The organism is Fimbriimonadaceae bacterium (genome assembly GCA_019638795.1).
Lineage (GTDB): Bacteria > Armatimonadota > Fimbriimonadia > Fimbriimonadales > Fimbriimonadaceae > JAHBTB01.
Window position 1 is genome coordinate 23124 of sequence record JAHBTB010000013.1, and the last position, 17267, is coordinate 40390.

Consider the following 17267-nt stretch of genomic DNA (forward strand, 5'->3'; position numbering starts at 1 on the left):
CCTGGACGGCTTGGCGCACGAAGGGATTTCGGTGGTCCGGTAGGTTTTCCACACGGACCGGACCACCCGCCCTCGTCAGACCTTGTCGGTCAACTCGGGCACTGCGTCAAAGAGGTCGGCCACTAGCCCCAAGTCAGCCGCCTCGAAGATCGGTGCCTCGGGATCCTTGTTGATCGCCACGATGACCTTGCTGTCCTTGATCCCCGCCATGTGCTGGGTGCTGCCGCTGATGCCTGCGGCGATGTAGAGGTCGGGGGCGACGACCTTTCCGGTCTGGCCGACTTGGAGTTCGTTCGGGGCGATCCCGTTGTCCACCGCCGCGCGGGTCGCACCGACCGCGCCACCGAGTTTGTCGGCCAAGCCGCCGATCAGCTTCTCAAAGGTCGCGGCGTCGCCGAGTGGGCGTCCCCCGCTGACGACCACTTTGGCCTGGGTCAAGTCGGGGCGTCCACCCGTCCCGCCAGACCGACCGACGCGGGTGGTGGTCCCTTCGAAAGGCAAGGACATGGGTTCGGCCGCGGGCGACGGGCCGTCGGCGGGGCCAAATGAGGCGGGCCGGAAGGTGAGGACGACCGGGTGGCCCAAGGTCTCGACGGTGGCCAGGGCCGCGCCGGCGACGACGGGGCGCACAAAGCGGCCCGGGCCCTCGATGGCGACGATGTCGGTGACCATGGCCGCGTCGAGGAGCCCGGCGAGCCGGGCCATGACGTCTTTGCTCGCCATCGAAGACGCGGAGACGAAGGAGGTGTAGGAGTCGGCCAGGCTGTGGATCCCGGTGGCCGCCGCGTCGGAGGGCGGGACCTCGGCCAAGTTCGTCGTGATGAGACGCCCGGCCCCGGGTGCGGGTGCGTCGCCCGTCAGGAGGAGGACGTCATAGGGGTGGCCCAGGGACGCGGCGACGCCGGTCGCCGGGGCGACGTCGGCGGGCCCGAAGGCGACGACCAAAGTGCGGCTCACGCCAGCACCCCCCGCTCGCGGAGCGCGGCGACGAGCTCGTCCACCGATCCGACCTTTCGGCCGGCCGGACGAGTCGGCGGAGCGGAGTAGCCGACGACCTTCAGTTTAGGGTGGGCGTGGGTGAGCCGGGCCCGCTTTGCCAAAGGCTTGGACCGGGCCTTGATGATGCCGGGCAAGGCGATGTAACGGGGCTCGTTCAGGCGGAGGTCTGCGGTGACCACGGCGGGGAAGGGGAGTTCCAGCGTCTCTTCACCGGTGTCGGTCTCGCGGGTGACGGTGACTTTGCCGCCGTCGAGGGACAACTTGCTCGCGAAGGTCGCCTGAGGCCAACCGAGCTTAGCGGCCAGCATTTGCCCGACCTGGTTGCCGTCGTCGTCGGTGGCCTGTTTGCCCATCAGGACAAGGTCGGGCTTCAACTCGTGGACGAGGGCGGCGAGTTCGGCGGCCACGACGCTCGGGTCGAGTTGGTCATCAGTCTCGACGAGGACGGCGTCGTCGGCGCCGATGGCGAGGGCCTTGCGCAGTTGGTCTTCGCAAGCGGCAGGGCCGATGCTCGCGACGGTGACCTGGACGGTCGGGTCGGCTTCCTTCTTGCGCACCGCCTCTTCGACGGCGATCTCGTCGAACGGGTTGACATCGAACTTGGCCGAGGCGGTGTCGAGGCCGCAACCGTCGGCCAGGGCCTTGACCTTGGCGAAGGGGTCGACGACCCGCTTGACCGGGACGAGGATTTTCATGGGCCCAGGTTACCGAGCCACCCCGACTCTGGTCGTGGGCATGCTCAGTCATGGGCCGCCCGTCAAGCATGCCCGACCCACGACGCGAAGGCGGCGCGGGCCGCCTCGAGCTTCAACCGCCGTCGGTCGCTCTTGTGCCGGGGGTCTTCCGGAGGGTCGGGGAAGAGTCCCCAGTTGATGTTCATCGGGGCAAAATCCCGTTCGGTGGTGTCCTGCAGATGGCTGACCAGCGATCCATAGGCGCAGTGCCGGGGAGGCTGGACGGGCCTCTCACCGGACAAGACCTTGGCTAGTGCCAGGCCGACATAGATGCCGGTGGCGGCGCTCTCGACATACCCCTCGACGCCGGTGATTTGCCCAGCGAGGAAGACGCCGGGCCGGGCGACGAGTTCGAGGGTTGAGGTGAGCGCGGCGGGTGCGTTCACGTAGGTGTTCCGGTGGACGACACCGAGTCGGACGAACTCGGCCTGTTCGAGGCCGGGCACCATCCGGAGGACCTGCTGCTGGGGCCCCCACTTGAGCCGCGTCTGGCATGCGACCATAGAGTAGAGGGTCTTCTCGCGGTTCTCGGGCCGGAGTTGGAGGACGGCCCACGGACGGCGGCCCGTCCTTGGGTCACGTAAGCCAACCGGCTTGAAGTTGCCGAAACGGAGCGAGTCCTTGCCCTTGCGGGCGATCTCTTCGATCGGCTTGCATCCCTCAAAGAACACGGGCTTCTCAAAGTCCTTGAGGGGAACCTGTTCGGCGGCGAGCAAGGCGTCGACAAAGGCTTCGTACTGCTCCTTGTCAAACGGGCAGTTGAGGTAATCGTCCCCTTCGCCTTTGTCGTAGCGGCTTTGGGCGAAGACGACGTCTCGGTCGAGGGTCGAGGCGTCGACGGTCGGGGCGACGGCGTCGTAGAAGTAGAGGTGCTCTTGGCCCGTCTGGGCGGCCAGCCATCCTCCGAGTTCCCCTGTGGTCAGTGGGCCGGTCGCGAGGACGATCTTTTCGCCCCGCCCCAGGGCGTCTTCGGCGTCGCTGGGGGTGAACTCACGCCGGACGACGTCGATGAGGGGCTCGGCGTCGACCGCCGCGGTCACTGCCTGGGCATAGAGGTTGCGGTCGACGGCCAAGGCCGAGCCACCGGGGACGCTGTGGGACTCGCCACTTGGAATGACCAACGAGCCGAGGGCCTTCATCTCGGCCTTGAGTTGTCCGGCCGGTGTGTCGGGGTCCTGAGATTTGAAGCTGTTGGAACAGACAAGTTCGGACAGGAGGTCGGTCTGGTGCGCCTCGGTCATCCTCACCGGGCGCATCTCGACCAAGCGGCAGGGGAAGCCACGGCGGGCCAGGGCCCAGGCGCACTCCACCCCGGCGAACCCCCCGCCGACCACGGTGACCCGCGGGGTCATTCGACCCGTGAGGCGACGGCGTCGCCCAGTTCCTTGGTGCTGACCAGCCTTGTCCCCGACTCGAAGATGTCAGCGGTGCGGAGGCCGGCACTGAGAGTGTCCTCGACGGCGGCTTCGATCCGGTCGGCGGCTTCACCGTCGTTGAACGAGTAGCGCAGCATCATCGCCGCACTGAGGACCGCTGCGATGGGATTGGCCCGGCCCTGTCCGGCGATGTCGGGCGCCGAACCATGGACGGGCTCGTAGAGGCCGAAGACGGCGTCTGACCCCTTTGGCTCGCTCAGCGAGGCGCTGGGGAGCAGACCCAGGGACCCGGTGATCATGGAGGCCTCGTCGCTCAGGATGTCACCGAACATATTCTCAGTGAGGATCACGTCGAATTGGCCGGGGTCGCGGACCAACTGCATGGCGCAGTTGTCGACGAGCATATGGCTGTGGCTGACGTCGGGATAACCGGCCGCCACCTCGTCGACGACTTCCCGCCAGAGGCGGCTCGTTTCCAGCACGTTGGCCTTGTCGACGCTGACGAGCAGGCTCTGCCGCTGACGGGCGACTTCGAAGGCGCGCCGGGTGATCCGTCGGACTTCCGCTTTCGAGTAGGTGCAGGTGTCGACGGCGGTTTCTCCGCCGTCCCTTCGTTCGCGCGGCTTGCCGAAATAGATGCCGCCGGTCAACTCGCGGACCACCATCAGGTCGACAAGGTTGCGGCCCTCTTTGAGCGGGCTGGCGTGCATGAGGGCCCGCATGGTCTTGGCCGGGCGCAGGTTGGCGAACAAGTTAAGCTCACTCCGAAGGGGAAGCAGGGCGCCGACTTCGGGCCGGAGTTCGATGGGCTCAAGCTTGTCCCACTTCGGGCCGCCGACCGCACCCATGAGCACAGCGTCGGACTTCCGGCACAGGTCCAAGGTCTCGGCTGGCAAGGGGCGGCCGGTGGCGTCGTAGGCGGCGCCGCCCAGCAGGGCGTACTCAAAGTTGAACTGGCGACCCGTCGCCTCAAGGACCTTGATGGCCTCGTCGATGACCTCGGGGCCAATGCCGTCACCAGGAAGGACGGCGACATTCAGGGACATGCCGGGATTATGCCACCGCGACCAGGCCACGGACCAGGGCGTACCGGTCTACGAGAGGAGACCCAATTCTTGGAGCAGTCGGGGGCTCGTCCGCCAATCGGGACGGACCTTGACGTGGGTCTCCAGGTAGACCTTTTGGCCAAGGAGCTCCTCGATCTCTTTGCGGGCCTCGCTCCCGATCTCTTTGAGCATCTGGCCGCCCTTGCCGATGATGATGGCTTTTTGCCCTTCGCGTTCGACGATGATGCTGACCATGATCTCGACGCGGGTGCCGTCGTCCTCCCAAAGGTCGACCGTGACCGCCACGGCATGGGGGACCTCTTCGCGCGTCTTCAGCAAGACCTTCTCACGGACGAGTTCTCCGACGAGGTCGCGGAGCGGCTGGTCGGTGTACTCGTCCTCAGGGTACAGCGGGGGGCCCTCGGGCAAGCGATCGAGGAGCAGGCCGAGGAGAAGGTCGATGTTCTGCCGCTTCGTGAGCGAGGTCATCACCACCGACTCTTCGCCGAGTTCCCTGGTGTAGGCCCGGTAGTTCGTCTCGACTCGGTCGGGCGTCATGCGGTCCATTTTGTTCAGGGCGACGACGACGCGCCCGCGCTTTTCGCCCAGCCAGCCCTCTTGGCGGAGCATACGGAAGACGTCTTGGTCGTCCTTGCCCGGCATCCGCGAGACATCCACCATGACGAGCACGGCGTCCGGTTCGCTGACTGATTGGCGGGCCGACTCGTTCAGCGCGTGGCCGAGCTTGTCATGCGCCTTGTGGAGGCCGGGGGTGTCGACGAGGACCATCTGGTAGTCGTCGGTGCTGACGATCCCCAAGACCCGCTTGCGGGTCGTCTGGGGCTTGTCGCTGACGATGGACACCTTGTGGCCGACCAGTTGGTTGGTCAGGGTGCTCTTGCCGACGTTGGGCCGACCCACGACGGCCACGATGCCTGAGCGGTGGGCCATGGCCTACTCCCGCTTCCGGAAGAGGACGCTCATCTTGGCCTCTGCCGCGGCCTGTCGGTCGGCCCCCTCGGCACGTGCCGCAAAGGTCTCCTCCGTTCCGGTGCGTTCTGGGCCACCGCGGCCCCGCTTCCGGCGGCGACGGCGTCGTCCGGTGACTTTGCCCTCGGCGGTCTCCTCGTCAGTTGATTCGGAGGAACTGAGGTCAATGTCGAGGAGCGACGGTTTGATCAGCAGGTCGTCGGCCAAACTGTCGGACCACGACTCCTCGACCCACTCGTCGAGCTTCATGATCGGCACTTCGAACCGGACACGGTCCCAATGCATCGTGTTTTCGTCGCGGACGATGGGCTCCTTGATCTCGACGAGGTCTTCGACCTTCGCGTTGACGACGGCCTGGACGTCTCCGGGCGTCCCGACGACGAAGGTGTGGGTCGTGCCGTCGAGGGCCATGAACTTGAGGCCGTTGGCTTCCGGCTGCAGGTACTCGCCCGCAGCGAGGTCGTAGGCGACCCACTTGTCGGGGAGGGTGACCGTGCGTGCCCCGGTGCCCTTGCAGTGGACAGTCAGGTACGGCGGGTCGACATGGACGACGTCGTCGCTGAAGCTCCACACATGGCATCCCGCCATCTGGCCGAGGGCCCGGAAGAGCCCCGGGGAGACGATCGGCTCGCCCAAGAAGACGCTGGTCCACTCGCCGGTGCCGTCGGCTTCGCCCTTGAACCGGCGGACCACATAGCTGGGCAGGCCGGTTTGGGTGTATTCGCCCAGAACCATGGCGTCTTCGGGGATCGCGAAGTAGCTCGGTTCCAGTTGGCCCCCTTGGGCGATCTGGTCGGCCGGGACCGGTGCGGCGAGCGGGTCACGGAAGTTGAGGATCGTCGTGCCAGGCCGGCTGTAGAAGGGCTGGGGCCGGAGGGCGATCCCCGTCACCTCGCGGACGCGCTCCAGGCTTTCACGGCCACCCTCGAACAGACCGGCGGCATAGAGCCAGAACAGCACTTTGCCGTCGCGCTGAAGCCGGCTCTTGATCGCACTGCGCACCTCGGGGCGGACGTCCCAGGCGTTCACAAAGACGTAGAGCTTCGCGTCGGGGAACGACTCACGGTGGGCAAGGTCGCTGAGGAGGTAGAAGCCGACGGACAAGCCGCACCGAAGGACGGCCTCCCGCACGTTCTGGACGAGGATGCCGAAGGCCCTCTCGTCGACGAGGAGGGCGAGAGACCGCTCGTCGATGAACATGGCGACTTCGGGCGCGTCGGGCTTCTTGCTCAGGCGGCGGACCATGGTGTCGCGCACCGTCTTGGCCCGCTCCCAGATGCCGCGGGAGTTCAGCCACCCGTTGCCCCAACTGTCCATCCAAACGACGCCACCGCCGTGGGCCAACGCCGCGCCGGCCCCGCGCCAATGGACGCTCTCTAGGGCTTGGGGGGTCTTCATCACCGGGTTGAACCCGTCGGGCTCTTCTCGCCCGCTGATGGGGGTCTTAAAGTCTTCTTCGCTCAGGTAGAGCTTGCCGTTGAGGGCGATGCTGTCGACCGGGGCGGGGAAGGGGCAGGTCCCCCCCGGCTCGCGGTTCTTGTAGCTCGGCGGCCCCGCGATGTAGTCGATGACCGGGCTCCGCAGGATCTTGCCCAGGGACAAGTGACCGCTCGCCGGGTGGCTCCACTCAAAGGTGTAACCGTAGCTCACGCCGACGAGGAACATCCCCTTGCTGGACTTCTTGGCGGCATAGCCCAGCTGGACGATGCGTTCCGAAGTGATGTCGCTCAGGAAGAGGTGGAAGTCCACCCACCGTCGTGACCGGCGGTCCGTGCGGACAAAGGCGTCGTGCGACGCGTGGTCGCGGTAGGGAGGGACTTTGACCGAGTCGAACTTGACCCCGCCGTCGAACCATGTGGCCCGCAATGTGGTCTCGTCGTTGCGGTAGCGGTGGCGCAACCAGTCTTGGAACTGCTTCGTCGAGGCGGTCGATGTGTCGTACCCGTGTCCGTCGGGAAAGAACCATTCGCCCCGCTCCAAGTGGACGCCGAGAATGTGGTCCGCTTCGGGGAGGTCCGCGAGCTTTTCGACGAACGCGGCCAAGCACTCTTCGGCGACTCCCCAGAACTCGTCGTCGCACACACTGGGCTCGGCGACAGAGCCGTCTTCGCCCACGTAGCGTGCCTCGGGGAACTTGGACTGCCAGTCCGGGGCGGCGACAAACGTCGTGCGGAACAAAAGCAGGGCCTCGGGGTCCGTCTCAATGAACTTCCTGAGCATGAACCCAGCCATGCGGACGGCCTCGTCGACCTTGGTGGGGTCGACGTCAAGTTCGACGAGGGTGCTGAAGAGGTGGACGCCGTTCTCCGCCGCCATCTTGACCTCTTCCATGACCGTGCCCACCCGCGACTCGTCTTGGGCGAGGGCGAAGAAGAAGAGGGGAGGCAAGACCTTGCGGTCCTTGACCAGGATCGTGTTGCCGTCCCTGACGATGACTTGGGCCGCGGTCTCCGGTATCTGGATCGGCTCTCGGACCGGGGCCGGCGGCGGCAGGGGCGGGGCCGGGGCCTCGACAGTCGCCTCGACCGGTTCTTCGGCCTTGGCCTGCTTCGCCGCGTCTCGGCTTCTTGATTTACGGTCCTTGTGCTTCCGGGCGTCGTAGACCGGTTCTTCTAGGGGCTCGGTAGGTTCGTCTTTCGCGACCGACCCGGTGGCCCGCTTGGCGTCCTTGGCGCGCCAGGCGACGATCGACACCCGCTTTTCGTCGTCGGCAAGGAGGAAGTCGCCTTCCGATTTGGTCCGCGGCTGCTTGGCTTTGGTCTTGGGCGTGGGCTTGGCCGGTTCTGGGGCCGGCACCGGAGCGGCGGCAGAACTGCGCGGCCGCCACCGAGGGACGAGCTGGATTTCGCCGTCGACGACGTCGTCCATGTCGGGTTCCTGGGCGGACGGCGCAGGAGTGGCCTTCTTGGTCGCCCGCTTGGGGGCCGCACTCTCGCCTTCCGCACTCTTGGCACGGGAGGCGCGCTTCGGTTTGGCGGCGTCAGTGGAGGGCTCGGCAGTCTTTTTGTGGGCCGTCGGCTTCACTGGCGCCCCAGCGTCGTCCGGGGTCGGCCCGGTCGCTTTCTTCGGTCTGGTCGCCTTCTTGACCGGCGCCTGCTCTTCGGCAGGGGCCGCGGCTTTCTTGGCGCGGGGCTTGGCGGTCGTTGTGGTTGTCGGGTTTTCGACTGGTTCAGAAACTGTTTTCGGGCTCGCTTTTCGGCTCATGGGGTGCCACGTCGGGTTGTAAAACTGTCTAGAGGCGCCAGCGACGTGCGGAGGGAGGCGTCAAAACATGTCCTGCCCGTCCGACGGCGACGACCTGCGTGGAGTATGGCACCCAGTCAGGCGGTTACCCTGGGGACTGTCCTGAGGAATCTTCCCACTAAATTTGCGGGGGCGGCCCGCCGATCATCCCAGTGAGCGCTCCGCACCGGCGGGGCGGACAACATGGAACCGATCCCCATCACCCTGGCATGGCCAGGCGGAGGGGTACCGGTCCAGGCGACCGGCGCGACGACGCCGGCGATGGGCGAGAAAGTCGCGGCGGGCTTTGCAAGCGAGCTCAACGACTTGGTCGCCCTCCTGGACTCGGCGGGTGAGAAGGAAGCGACGCCGGACGGGCAGAACGCCACGGCGACACAGCTGGACCTGATCGCCGCGCTGGTGCCGCAATGCCTGCCCCTGCAACCAGTCACGTCCAGTCCGACGGCGGCCGTCACGGCACCCGTCCCCACTGTGTCGGCACCATCGGCCGCTCCTTGCCAGCCGAGCCTTGTCGCCAGGGCCCAACTGGCCGTCGTCGGTGACATTGCCCAAGTCGTCGACCCCGGGGCGTTCGCGCGGACGAGCTTCCAGATACCGGGCCCGACAGTTGAAAGTAGCCAGGCGCGCGTCCCAGGGCCAGCATCGATCCAGTCATCGACGGACCTTTCGGTGAAGCATGAAGCGGTGAAGCAGGACATCCCGGTTGCCAACGCCGCTCCCAAGGCCGTGCCTCCGGCGGGGCTTCCTCTCGATGCCATGGCCGGCACGCCCGCGACTGTCGCCTCGGCCGTGACACCGGCCCCCAACGGGCCGTTGCCCGACACTTCGGCCCCATCGGCCTCAGTCACCTTGCCTGACACCGCAGTGCCAGTCGCCGTGTCGAGAGAGGCCAATCCCGTCGCCCAACCGACGCCACGTGCCCAAGGACTCTCGACTGCCGACAAGACATCTGCCCAGGCGGAGCAGACAATATCCATTGGCGATGTGAAGGCCGACCCTCCCGCGACGGCGGCAGTTCCGAAAGTTGTCGACTCTGCCACGCCGGTGGCCCAGACCATGGCGCCGAGACCAGAACAGCCGACGAAGCAGGTGGCAGGGAGTCCGTCTTCGGTGACCGAGGGTTCGAAAACGCCGACACCCGATGTGACCTCCGCCGCCACGCGGCCACTGACTCCTCAAGCCACATTGACCGCAATGTCCAGCGAGGTGGTGGCGGGCACGTTGACGGCCAAGAGCCCGACGACGGTCGTCGCGACGCCGACTAAGGGGCCGGTCGAAGACGGCGGCCCCACCTCGATGGAGAGTGGTGCGGAGAAGGTGAAGGTGACGGCTGGGCCAGAGTCCACGGTCAAGGTGGCTGTGTCCGGCAAAGCCGACTTTGCCAAAGACTTGCTCGAAGACGACAAGCAGAAGCCGACGAAGAGACCGGTGTCCCCGGTCCCGGAACCGGCTCCCGCGCCCTTGGGCGTCCAGGACGTCAAGGACAAAGTCCAGGTGTTCCGGCACGTCCGAGAGGCTGTGGCCGACACCGTCCGGGACCTGGTGGACGCCCGCCGCCCCGGACAGATGGTCCTCAAGCTCCAGCCCGACGACCTAGGAACCGTGACGGTGACGGTCAAGACGCTCGGCCCTCGGGTCGACGCAGACGTGACGGCCAGTGACCCCGGCCTGCGCCACGCCCTGGCCCAGCACCGGCACGACTTGGTCGCCGCGGTCGAACGCCGTGGCCTCCAGATGGGTGAGTTCACCGTCGGCCACGAGCAGGCCGGCTGGGACGCCTCTCAGAACGCAGGCCACCGCCAACAACAGGGCCAGCCCATGCGCAACGACTTTGAACAAGCCGCCCGGCTCGCGAGCCCGGCACACAACCCGACGGTGGCCGTCGCCGCCTATGTGGCTACGACCCCCGACAGCGTCGATTACGTGGTGTGAAACGATGAGTGGAACAGTAACGAGCGTCAATGGGCAGTCTTTCGTCGACGGCACCCCCGTCGCCAAGGCCAAGTCCAAGACATTGAACATGTCGAACTTCATGAGCGTCCTCTCGGCCCAGCTGGCCAACCAAAACCCGCTGGAGCCGATGAGCGACACGAGCTTCTTCGCCCAGCTCGCGCAGATGGGCACCGTGCAAGGGATGGACGAGCTGAAATCGTCCATGAACGTCATGCAGGCTTCGGCACTGCTTGGCAAGACGGTGACCGCCGTCAGGCCGATGACGGACGCCGGCAACAATGACGGCAACTCCATCGTCTCTGGCACTGTCACCAACCTCAAGATCCAAGACGGTGTTTACACCATCTCGCTCAAGCAGGCGAACGGTGGCGCTGTCGACGTGAAGATGGGGAACATCCTGAACGTAGGCCAATAGCCATGAGCAACCCGGTCCAGAACAACCAGATCAACCAGCTGCTGCAGACGCGCACGGCACCGGCGGTGACTCCCGCCAACGTGCAGCCGAAGAGCGGTGTCGAGTTCAACGCGATCCTCGAAGACCGCCTCCGGCTGAGCAACCATGCCAAGACGCGGTTGCAGAGCAGGGAACTGAACCTGGACCAAGAGAAGTGGGAGCGTGTCCTGGGCGGCGTGGACAAGGCCGCGCAGAAAGGCGCCAAGGAGTCACTCGTCATGGTCGACGACGTGGCCTTGGTCGTCAGCGTCCGGAACCGCACCGTCATCACCGCTGTCTCCCAGCAGCAACTCAAAGACAACGTCTTCACGAACATCGACAGCGCCGTCATTGTTTGACCGAAGGCCCCGACAGAAAACGATCCCTGCGAAGCGGCGACAGAGAAAGCAAGTGGACCCCGGCACTACCGGGGAGCTTGAAAGCACGGCCAGAACGGCCGGAACCTCTGAGACCGTCGAGCGACATCCCGAGGAAAGAGAAACAAATGCTTCAAGCCATGCTCGCTGGCGTCGCCAGCATCAAAGCGCAGCAGACGCGCATGAACGTCATCGGCAACAACCTGGCGAACGTGAACACGACGGCGTATAAGGGTGCCCGTGTCACGTTCCAGGACATGCTGGCCCAGACCATCCGCGGCGCCGCGCGGCCGACCACCTCGTTGGGCGGTACAAACGCCATCCAGTTCGGTTTGGGCGTCTTGGTCGCCGGCACCGACGTCAACAACGAGCAAGGTTCGTTGAACGCCACGAACCGGCCCACCGACTTTGCCATCCAGGGCAACGGGTATTTCCCGGTGTCCAACGGCGACGCGATCAGCTACACCCGCGACGGATCGTTTAACCTCGACGCCGCCGGCGACCTTGTCCACACCGCCACCGGCGAGCGCCTGCTCGGTTGGACCGCTGACCCGGCCACCGGTCTCATCGACACCAACCAACCGATCGGCACGACGTCCTCGCTCCGCGTCCCGGTCGGCGCCCGGACGGCCGTGCAACAGACGACCAGCGTCGACTGGACTGGCAACCTGGACAGCCGGGCGTTCCTCACCGCCGGCGGCCAGACGACCCAAAGCCTTGTCCGAGTCTACGACTCCTTGGGCCAGCAGCATGACCTCACTTTGTCGATCAGCTCTGACACAGGGACGACCAACCGCTGGAACTGGACGGTCACCGGCACCAACGGCGACACGATCTCGACGGGGACAGGATCGATGACGTTCGACCCGGCCAACGGTCAGCTTCTTACGGGAAACCCGGGCAGCATCACCGTCAACCCGCCGGCCACGTCGGGCACTCCGTCGTTCCCGATCTCCCTGGACTTCAGCACGATCAGCCAGCTCGCCACCGAGATGCAGGTGCAGGCAAGTAACCAGAACGGTTTCGCCCCCGGATCACTGTCATCGTTCTCGGTCGGCAGCGACGGGGTCATCACCGGCCTCTACACCAACGGCCTGACGCGACCGCTCGGTCAGATCGCTCTCGCGATCTTCCCGAACCCGAACGGCCTGGAGCGTCAGGGCAACAACCTTTGGCGGAACACCGACAACTCGGGTGTCCCCGTGGTCGGCCCGCCGAGGACCGGCGGCCGGGGACAGATCAACTCGGGGTTCCTGGAGCAGTCCAACGTCGACATCTCGAACGAGTTCACTGACCTGATCGTGACCCAGCGCGGGTTCCAGGCGAACACCAAGGTCGTCACGACGGTCGACGAGATGCTCCAAGACCTCATCAATATGAAGCGGTAACAGCGCCCGCTTAACATGAAGAGAGCCCCGTCGACTCCATGAGCCGACGGGGCAATAACACTTGGAGAGGAAGGTCAGATTACTTTCGGCGGAAGCGGCGGACCGCCGCGGCGCCACCGAGGGCCAGCAGGGCCATCGAGGACGGTTCGGGGACCGGGTTGCTCTGCGCGTATCCGTTCACCGTGGTCTGGATGCTCCACGTCGCGGTCTGTCCGGCGAACAGCGAGCCGTTGATGTCGAACTCGACCAAACCGGTGTCGAGGTCTTGGACTCCGGGGCCCGGTTGGCTCCAAACCCAAGAGCCGGTCCACTGGGGAACGGAGTTCTTGTTCAGGACAAAGGCTGAGTCGATGTAGAACAGGTCGAACCCGGTGTCAGCGGTGCCGCCCGCGGTCGCTTGACCGGTGAAGTGCAGCGTGTAGTCGATCTTTGCGGCCGAATTGTTGATGACGGCAAACGACGCGTACGCCATCGACTGACCGGTGGCGTCGGCATATCCCGTCCCGCCTGCGTCAGCAAACCCGTTGGCCGAACTGCTGGCGACCAAGGTCGGGACGCTACCGGCCAAACCGGACGAGTTGACGTAACCAGCGACCGCGAGGTTGGTGCCGGGGACCACCGCGTTGCCGCCGACGTAGAGCGTGTTGCTGACCGCCAAGAAGTTGACAAGCGGGTTTCCACTAATGAGCTCGACCTTCGACGAAGCCGTGCCATAGAACGTGGCGACTGCCAACGACATGGCCGACACAGCGGAGAGGCTCAAAGTAAGGACAGCGGCCAAGGCCGTTTTTCGTAAGTTCATGTTGTCTTCCCTTTCCAGAACGAATCCAGAACATGCGTCCAGGGCCACGGCCCGGGATAAACACTGGCTATCATAACTACCAGCCTCGTGATTCCGCTAGGGAAGGGGATGAAAACAGGTAGTTGTGCGGGTATCGGTTGGGTCTGTCGGCTCGCCGGGCCGAAAACCAGGCGGGCAGGTAAAGTCTGGGAGTGACGCGCGACGTGGTTTCCACTGATGACGCGCCGGCGGCGATCGGCCCCTATTCCCAGGCCGTGCGGGCGGGCGACTTTCTCTTTTGTAGCGGTCAGATTCCTCTCCGGCCCGACGGCACTCTGGAGACCGGTGACATCCGACTCCAGACCGAGCAGGTCATGCGCAACATCCACGGCGTGCTCGCGGCCGCGGGTCTGGACTTCACCAAAGTGGTGAAGACGACGATCTACCTGAGCTCGATGGACCACTTCGCCGCGGTTAACGAAGTCTATGGCTCTCGGTTTCCTTCGGCCCCACCGGCCCGGAGCACCGTCGCGGTGGCCGGTCTTCCCAAAGGGGTCGACGTCGAGATCGAAGTCCTCGCCGCTCTTTCTTGACTTCACGGCGATGCGTAGAGTCGTTTCGGTTTCGCTTGGTTCCAGCAAACGCGACAAAGTCCACGAGGCGACGGTCCTCGGTGAGGAGTTTGTTATCGAGCGGCGCGGCACCGACGGCGACATGGCCAAGTTCAAGTCACTGATGGAGGAGTTGGACGGGCAGGTTGACGCCCTCACCGTCGGCGGGGCGGACATTTGGGTCGTGGTCGGCGAGCGCAAGTATGCGTTCCGCGAGATCCTCGACCTGGTGGCGGGGGTCAAGCAGACGCCGGTCGTCGATGGAAGCGGCCTGAAACACACTTTGGAACGAGAGACGGTGCGGAACCTTCAGCACTCAGGCACGATCGACTTCGCCCAGGAGCGGGCGATGTTGGTGTCGGCGGTAGACCGTTACGGTATGGCCCAGGCCCTCGACGCCGCCTGCCCGCACGTGGTGTACGGCGACCTGATGTTTGGGTTGGGGATCCCGGTGCCGCTTCGCAGTTACAAGGCAGTCGAGACCGTCGGCCGCCTCTTTCTGCCCATCGTCACGATGCTCCCGTTCAAGTGGTTCTATCCAACGGGTGAAAAGCAGGACCGTCGCGAGCCCAAGTTTCCGGCGGTCTTTGAAGACGCCAGCGTGATCTGCGGCGACTTCCTTTACATCCGGCGCTATGCACCAGACCGGATGACGGGCAAGACGATCATCACCAACACAGTCCGCAAGGCAGATTTGGACTGGCTGAGGACGACCGGCCTCCGGCAGGTGGTGACGACCACACCGGTGATGGGGGGAGAGACCTTCGGCACGAACGTCATGGAGGGCGTCGTCGTGACCCTGCTTGGCAAAAGCCCCGACAAAGTGACGACGCAAGATTATCTTGACGTCCTGAAAAAACTAGAGTGGAGTCCCCAAGTGATTTCGCTCGACGCCGCCTGACTCATGACACGGTTCGCCTTCATCGTCCACCCGATCTCGCCGAAAGACATCGCGCGAAAGGTGCCGCCCGCCAAGCTGATGCCTGACGGTGCGATCGAGGCGTTGCTGCGCACAATGAAGCCGAGTGTCGCCAGTCACATCACCGGCGTCAGGTCTCTCACCGGGGCCACGACCGAAGGTGTCTTTATCGGGCTCCCCCTGACCCCCAAGATGTTCCTCTCTGACCCGCTCGAGTCGGTCTACGACAAGATCCACGCCTGTTGTGAGATCGCCGAGCAGGAAGGATGCGACCTGATCGGGCTCGGCGCGTTCACCAGTGTGGTCGGCGACGGCGGTGTCACGGTGGCGGAACGAACGAAGATCGCGGTCACCACCGGGAACAGTTACACCGTCGCGACGGCCTTGGAGGGGACTTTGGACGCTTGCTCGCGGGTCGGTCTGGACACTTCAGGCGCGACGTTGGCGGTCGTGGGGGCGACGGGGGCGATCGGACGGACCTGCGCCCTGTGCTTGGCTCCGTCCTTTGCCAAGACCATTTTGATCGGGCGTGACCAGGCCCGTACCGAGGCGGTGGCCGGGCAGGTGGTGCGGGGAGAGGCCACGACCGACGTCCGCCGGGTCCGGGAGGCCGACGTCATCGTCACGGTCACGTCGTCCGACACCGCCGTCATCCAACCGGAGGACTTGAAGGCGGGATCGGTCGTCTGTGACGTCGCCCGGCCCCGTGACGTCAGCGTGCGGGTCGCCAAAGAACGGCCCGACGTCCTGGTGATCGAAGGCGGCGTGGTCGCCGTGCCCGGGGACGTGGATTTCGGCATGGACTTTGGGTTTCCACCCAAGACCGCCTACGCCTGCATGAGCGAGACGATGATGCTCGCCTTGGACGGTCGGGCGGAATCGTTCACCCTGGGCAAAGACGTCTCGGTCGAGCAGGTCCAGGAGACCCGCCGACTCGCTGACAAACACGGCTTCAAGCTGGCCGGATACCGGTCCTTCGAAAAGGCGGTCGGCCCTGAGGCCATCGACCGTGTCCGTGCCGCCCGCCTGGCATCGGTGTGAGACATGGTCGACGTCGCCGGCCTCAGCGTATCTTTTGACGGCAAGCCTGTTCTGCGTGGGCTTGACCTGAAGGTCGAAGCCGGCGAAATCCTTGTCGTCATGGGGAGCTCCGGGGGAGGGAAGACGACCCTGTTGCGCAGTGTCGCCGGACTTGTCCGCCCCGACAAGGGCGAGATCACGGTGGACGGCGTCAGCGTCCTGCGCGACCCGGACAAAGCACGGGAAAAGATGGGGCTGGTCTTTCAGTACGCGGCCCTGTTCGACTACCTGGACGTGTCCGAAAACATCCTCTTCGGCCTGCGCCGTCGCAAGCGGCTTTCTGCCGCGGCGGCCAAGGAAGCGGTCGCCGAACAACTGACCCAGGTGGGCCTGGAAGGGGCAGAGCGGATGATGCCGAGCGAACTCAGCGGCGGGATGCGCAAGCGGGTGGGACTTGCCCGGGCCCTCTGCATGGAGCCAAAGGTCGTCTTGTACGACGAGCCGACCAGCGGCTTGGACCCGGTGACCGCGTTCTCGATCGACCAATTGATCGTCGACACCCGCGACCGGCTTGGGGTGACCAGTGTCGTCGTCAGCCATGACGTGACCTCGGTCCTGCGCGTGGCGGACCGGATCGCGTTCCTTTCCGCGGGAGAGTGGGCCTTTGTCGGCACGCCGTCGGAGTTCAAGTCGGTGAAGGACGGCGTCGTGGCGGAGCTTGTGGCCAAGTCAAGGGCGGAATCCCTTGGGATCGAGAGTTTTGAGGCGCGGCCCTAACCAAAACCGTGCGGTCCGCGTATATGTTTTTTGGGCGGGCTCCAAACAGCTGGTCCAACAAGGAGTCACTGTGAAGAACTTGATCAAGTCGGTCGTCGTCATCGGGGCCTGTCTGTCCGCCGCGCTCGCCATGGCCCAAAAGAGCGGCTCAGCATCGCCACAAATGCCATCCGCCCAGCAAATGGACAAGATGATGGCGGCGATGAAGGACGCTCACAAGAAGGCGGTCAATTCGATCGGCCTGACCGCCGACCAGAAGAAGAAGGTCGCCGCGGCCGACGCGCGGCACATGGACAAGCTTTACAACATGCAAAAGGCCCTGATGAAGCGGGGGGCCGCATCGCGCAATGCCAACGACCCGGCCATGCGCAAGGCAGTCAACGAGGCCACCGCCGAAGGGAAAGCATGGCAATCGGAACTGAAGTCGGCGATGGGAGAATCCAAGTACAAGGCCTACCAGACGGCGATGCAGAAAGAGATGCAGAAGGTCTTTAAGCAACTGATGGGAAGCGGCTCGGGGAAGCGGGGCGGCTAAGGCCCGCCTGACAGAATCTTGACGCAGGCCCAGACAGGAGTCGCTGGGCCCGCTGAACTTTGGGCATGGTGGATCGTCTTTCCCA

General features: G+C 65.1%; 16 protein-coding genes. 9 read left to right on the top strand and 7 right to left on the bottom strand.

Annotated features, from left to right (window positions below):
- Positions 1 to 75 precede the first annotated feature (75 nt).
- From KF857_12295 to KF857_12320, 6 genes are all read right to left on the bottom strand, one after another.
- On the bottom strand, positions 76 to 957 hold the full coding sequence (locus KF857_12295) for an FAD-binding protein (protein ID MBX3112773.1): 882 nt from the start codon (positions 955 to 957) through the stop codon (positions 76 to 78).
- Entirely contained in the window at positions 954 to 1694 is a 741-nt protein-coding gene (locus tag KF857_12300) for an electron transfer flavoprotein subunit beta/FixA family protein (protein ID MBX3112774.1), read from the bottom strand. Before KF857_12300 ends, KF857_12295 begins: the two co-directional genes overlap by 4 nt.
- A gap of 62 nt (positions 1695 to 1756) precedes the next feature.
- Positions 1757 to 3085 (bottom strand): methylenetetrahydrofolate--tRNA-(uracil(54)-C(5))-methyltransferase (FADH(2)-oxidizing) TrmFO, encoded by a 1329-nt coding sequence (gene trmFO, locus KF857_12305; GenBank protein MBX3112775.1) that lies wholly within the window; start codon positions 3083 to 3085, stop codon positions 1757 to 1759.
- A complete protein-coding gene (gene leuB, locus KF857_12310; GenBank protein MBX3112776.1) occupies positions 3082 to 4155 on the bottom strand; it encodes a 3-isopropylmalate dehydrogenase in 1074 nt (357 codons plus the stop codon). The genes trmFO and leuB overlap by 4 nt, the downstream gene beginning before the upstream one ends.
- 48 nt (positions 4156 to 4203) lie before the next feature.
- Entirely contained in the window at positions 4204 to 5106 is a 903-nt protein-coding gene (gene era, locus KF857_12315; protein ID MBX3112777.1) for a GTPase Era, read from the bottom strand.
- A gap of 3 nt (positions 5107 to 5109) precedes the next feature.
- Positions 5110 to 8349: a hypothetical protein gene (locus tag KF857_12320; protein MBX3112778.1), complete on the bottom strand. Its 3240-nt coding sequence runs from the start codon at positions 8347 to 8349 to the stop codon at positions 5110 to 5112.
- A gap of 222 nt (positions 8350 to 8571) precedes the next feature.
- Between KF857_12320 and KF857_12325 the strand changes: the two genes are divergently transcribed.
- The 4 genes from KF857_12325 to KF857_12340 all read left to right on the top strand — a co-directional run bounded on the left by KF857_12325 (position 8572) and on the right by KF857_12340 (position 12539).
- Positions 8572 to 10320, top strand: coding sequence for a flagellar hook-length control protein FliK (locus tag KF857_12325; GenBank protein ID MBX3112779.1), 1749 nt, complete (start codon positions 8572 to 8574; stop codon positions 10318 to 10320).
- A 4-nt stretch (positions 10321 to 10324) separates the two neighbouring features.
- Positions 10325 to 10756 (top strand): hypothetical protein, encoded by a 432-nt coding sequence (locus KF857_12330; GenBank protein MBX3112780.1) that lies wholly within the window; start codon positions 10325 to 10327, stop codon positions 10754 to 10756.
- 2 nt (positions 10757 to 10758) lie between these two features.
- A complete protein-coding gene (locus tag KF857_12335; GenBank protein MBX3112781.1) occupies positions 10759 to 11133 on the top strand; it encodes a hypothetical protein in 375 nt (124 codons plus the stop codon).
- Between the two features lie 146 nt (positions 11134 to 11279).
- Positions 11280 to 12539: a flagellar hook protein FlgE gene (locus tag KF857_12340; GenBank protein MBX3112782.1), complete on the top strand. Its 1260-nt coding sequence runs from the start codon at positions 11280 to 11282 to the stop codon at positions 12537 to 12539.
- A gap of 79 nt (positions 12540 to 12618) precedes the next feature.
- On the opposite strand, the gene KF857_12345 is transcribed toward KF857_12340, so the two are convergent.
- Positions 12619 to 13341 carry a PEP-CTERM sorting domain-containing protein gene (locus KF857_12345; protein MBX3112783.1) on the bottom strand — a complete coding sequence of 241 codons (723 nt, stop codon included), beginning with the start codon at positions 13339 to 13341 and terminating at the stop codon, positions 12619 to 12621.
- A 191-nt stretch (positions 13342 to 13532) separates the two neighbouring features.
- On the opposite strand from KF857_12345, the gene KF857_12350 reads away from it, so the two are divergent.
- From KF857_12350 to KF857_12370, 5 genes are all read left to right on the top strand, one after another.
- Complete coding sequence (locus KF857_12350; GenBank protein ID MBX3112784.1) at positions 13533 to 13913, top strand: RidA family protein; 381 nt, start codon at positions 13533 to 13535, stop codon at positions 13911 to 13913.
- Between the two features lie 10 nt (positions 13914 to 13923).
- A complete protein-coding gene (locus KF857_12355) occupies positions 13924 to 14832 on the top strand; it encodes a hypothetical protein (GenBank protein MBX3112785.1) in 909 nt (302 codons plus the stop codon).
- 3 nt (positions 14833 to 14835) lie between these two features.
- Positions 14836 to 15891 (top strand): hypothetical protein, encoded by a 1056-nt coding sequence (locus tag KF857_12360; GenBank protein ID MBX3112786.1) that lies wholly within the window; start codon positions 14836 to 14838, stop codon positions 15889 to 15891.
- 3 nt (positions 15892 to 15894) lie between these two features.
- Positions 15895 to 16647: an ATP-binding cassette domain-containing protein gene (locus tag KF857_12365; protein ID MBX3112787.1), complete on the top strand. Its 753-nt coding sequence runs from the start codon at positions 15895 to 15897 to the stop codon at positions 16645 to 16647.
- A gap of 70 nt (positions 16648 to 16717) precedes the next feature.
- On the top strand, positions 16718 to 17182 hold the full coding sequence (locus KF857_12370) for a hypothetical protein (protein ID MBX3112788.1): 465 nt from the start codon (positions 16718 to 16720) through the stop codon (positions 17180 to 17182).
- Positions 17183 to 17267: the final 85 nt, after the last annotated feature.

Coding starts and splice junctions, on each gene's coding strand:
- KF857_12300 (MBX3112774.1), bottom strand. CDS start 1,694: ATGAAAATCCTCGTCCCGGTCAAGCGGGTCGTCGACCCCTTCGCCAAG.
- trmFO (MBX3112775.1), bottom strand. CDS start 3,085: ATGACCCCGCGGGTCACCGTGGTCGGCGGGGGGTTCGCCGGGGTGGAG.
- leuB (MBX3112776.1), bottom strand. CDS start 4,155: ATGTCCCTGAATGTCGCCGTCCTTCCTGGTGACGGCATTGGCCCCGAG.
- era (MBX3112777.1), bottom strand. CDS start 5,106: ATGGCCCACCGCTCAGGCATCGTGGCCGTCGTGGGTCGGCCCAACGTC.
- KF857_12320 (MBX3112778.1), bottom strand. CDS start 8,349: ATGAGCCGAAAAGCGAGCCCGAAAACAGTTTCTGAACCAGTCGAAAAC.
- KF857_12325 (MBX3112779.1), top strand. CDS start 8,572: ATGGAACCGATCCCCATCACCCTGGCATGGCCAGGCGGAGGGGTACCG.
- KF857_12330 (MBX3112780.1), top strand. CDS start 10,325: ATGAGTGGAACAGTAACGAGCGTCAATGGGCAGTCTTTCGTCGACGGC.
- KF857_12335 (MBX3112781.1), top strand. CDS start 10,759: ATGAGCAACCCGGTCCAGAACAACCAGATCAACCAGCTGCTGCAGACG.
- KF857_12340 (MBX3112782.1), top strand. CDS start 11,280: ATGCTTCAAGCCATGCTCGCTGGCGTCGCCAGCATCAAAGCGCAGCAG.
- KF857_12345 (MBX3112783.1), bottom strand. CDS start 13,341: ATGAACTTACGAAAAACGGCCTTGGCCGCTGTCCTTACTTTGAGCCTC.
- KF857_12355 (MBX3112785.1), top strand. CDS start 13,924: ATGCGTAGAGTCGTTTCGGTTTCGCTTGGTTCCAGCAAACGCGACAAA.
- KF857_12360 (MBX3112786.1), top strand. CDS start 14,836: ATGACACGGTTCGCCTTCATCGTCCACCCGATCTCGCCGAAAGACATC.
- KF857_12365 (MBX3112787.1), top strand. CDS start 15,895: ATGGTCGACGTCGCCGGCCTCAGCGTATCTTTTGACGGCAAGCCTGTT.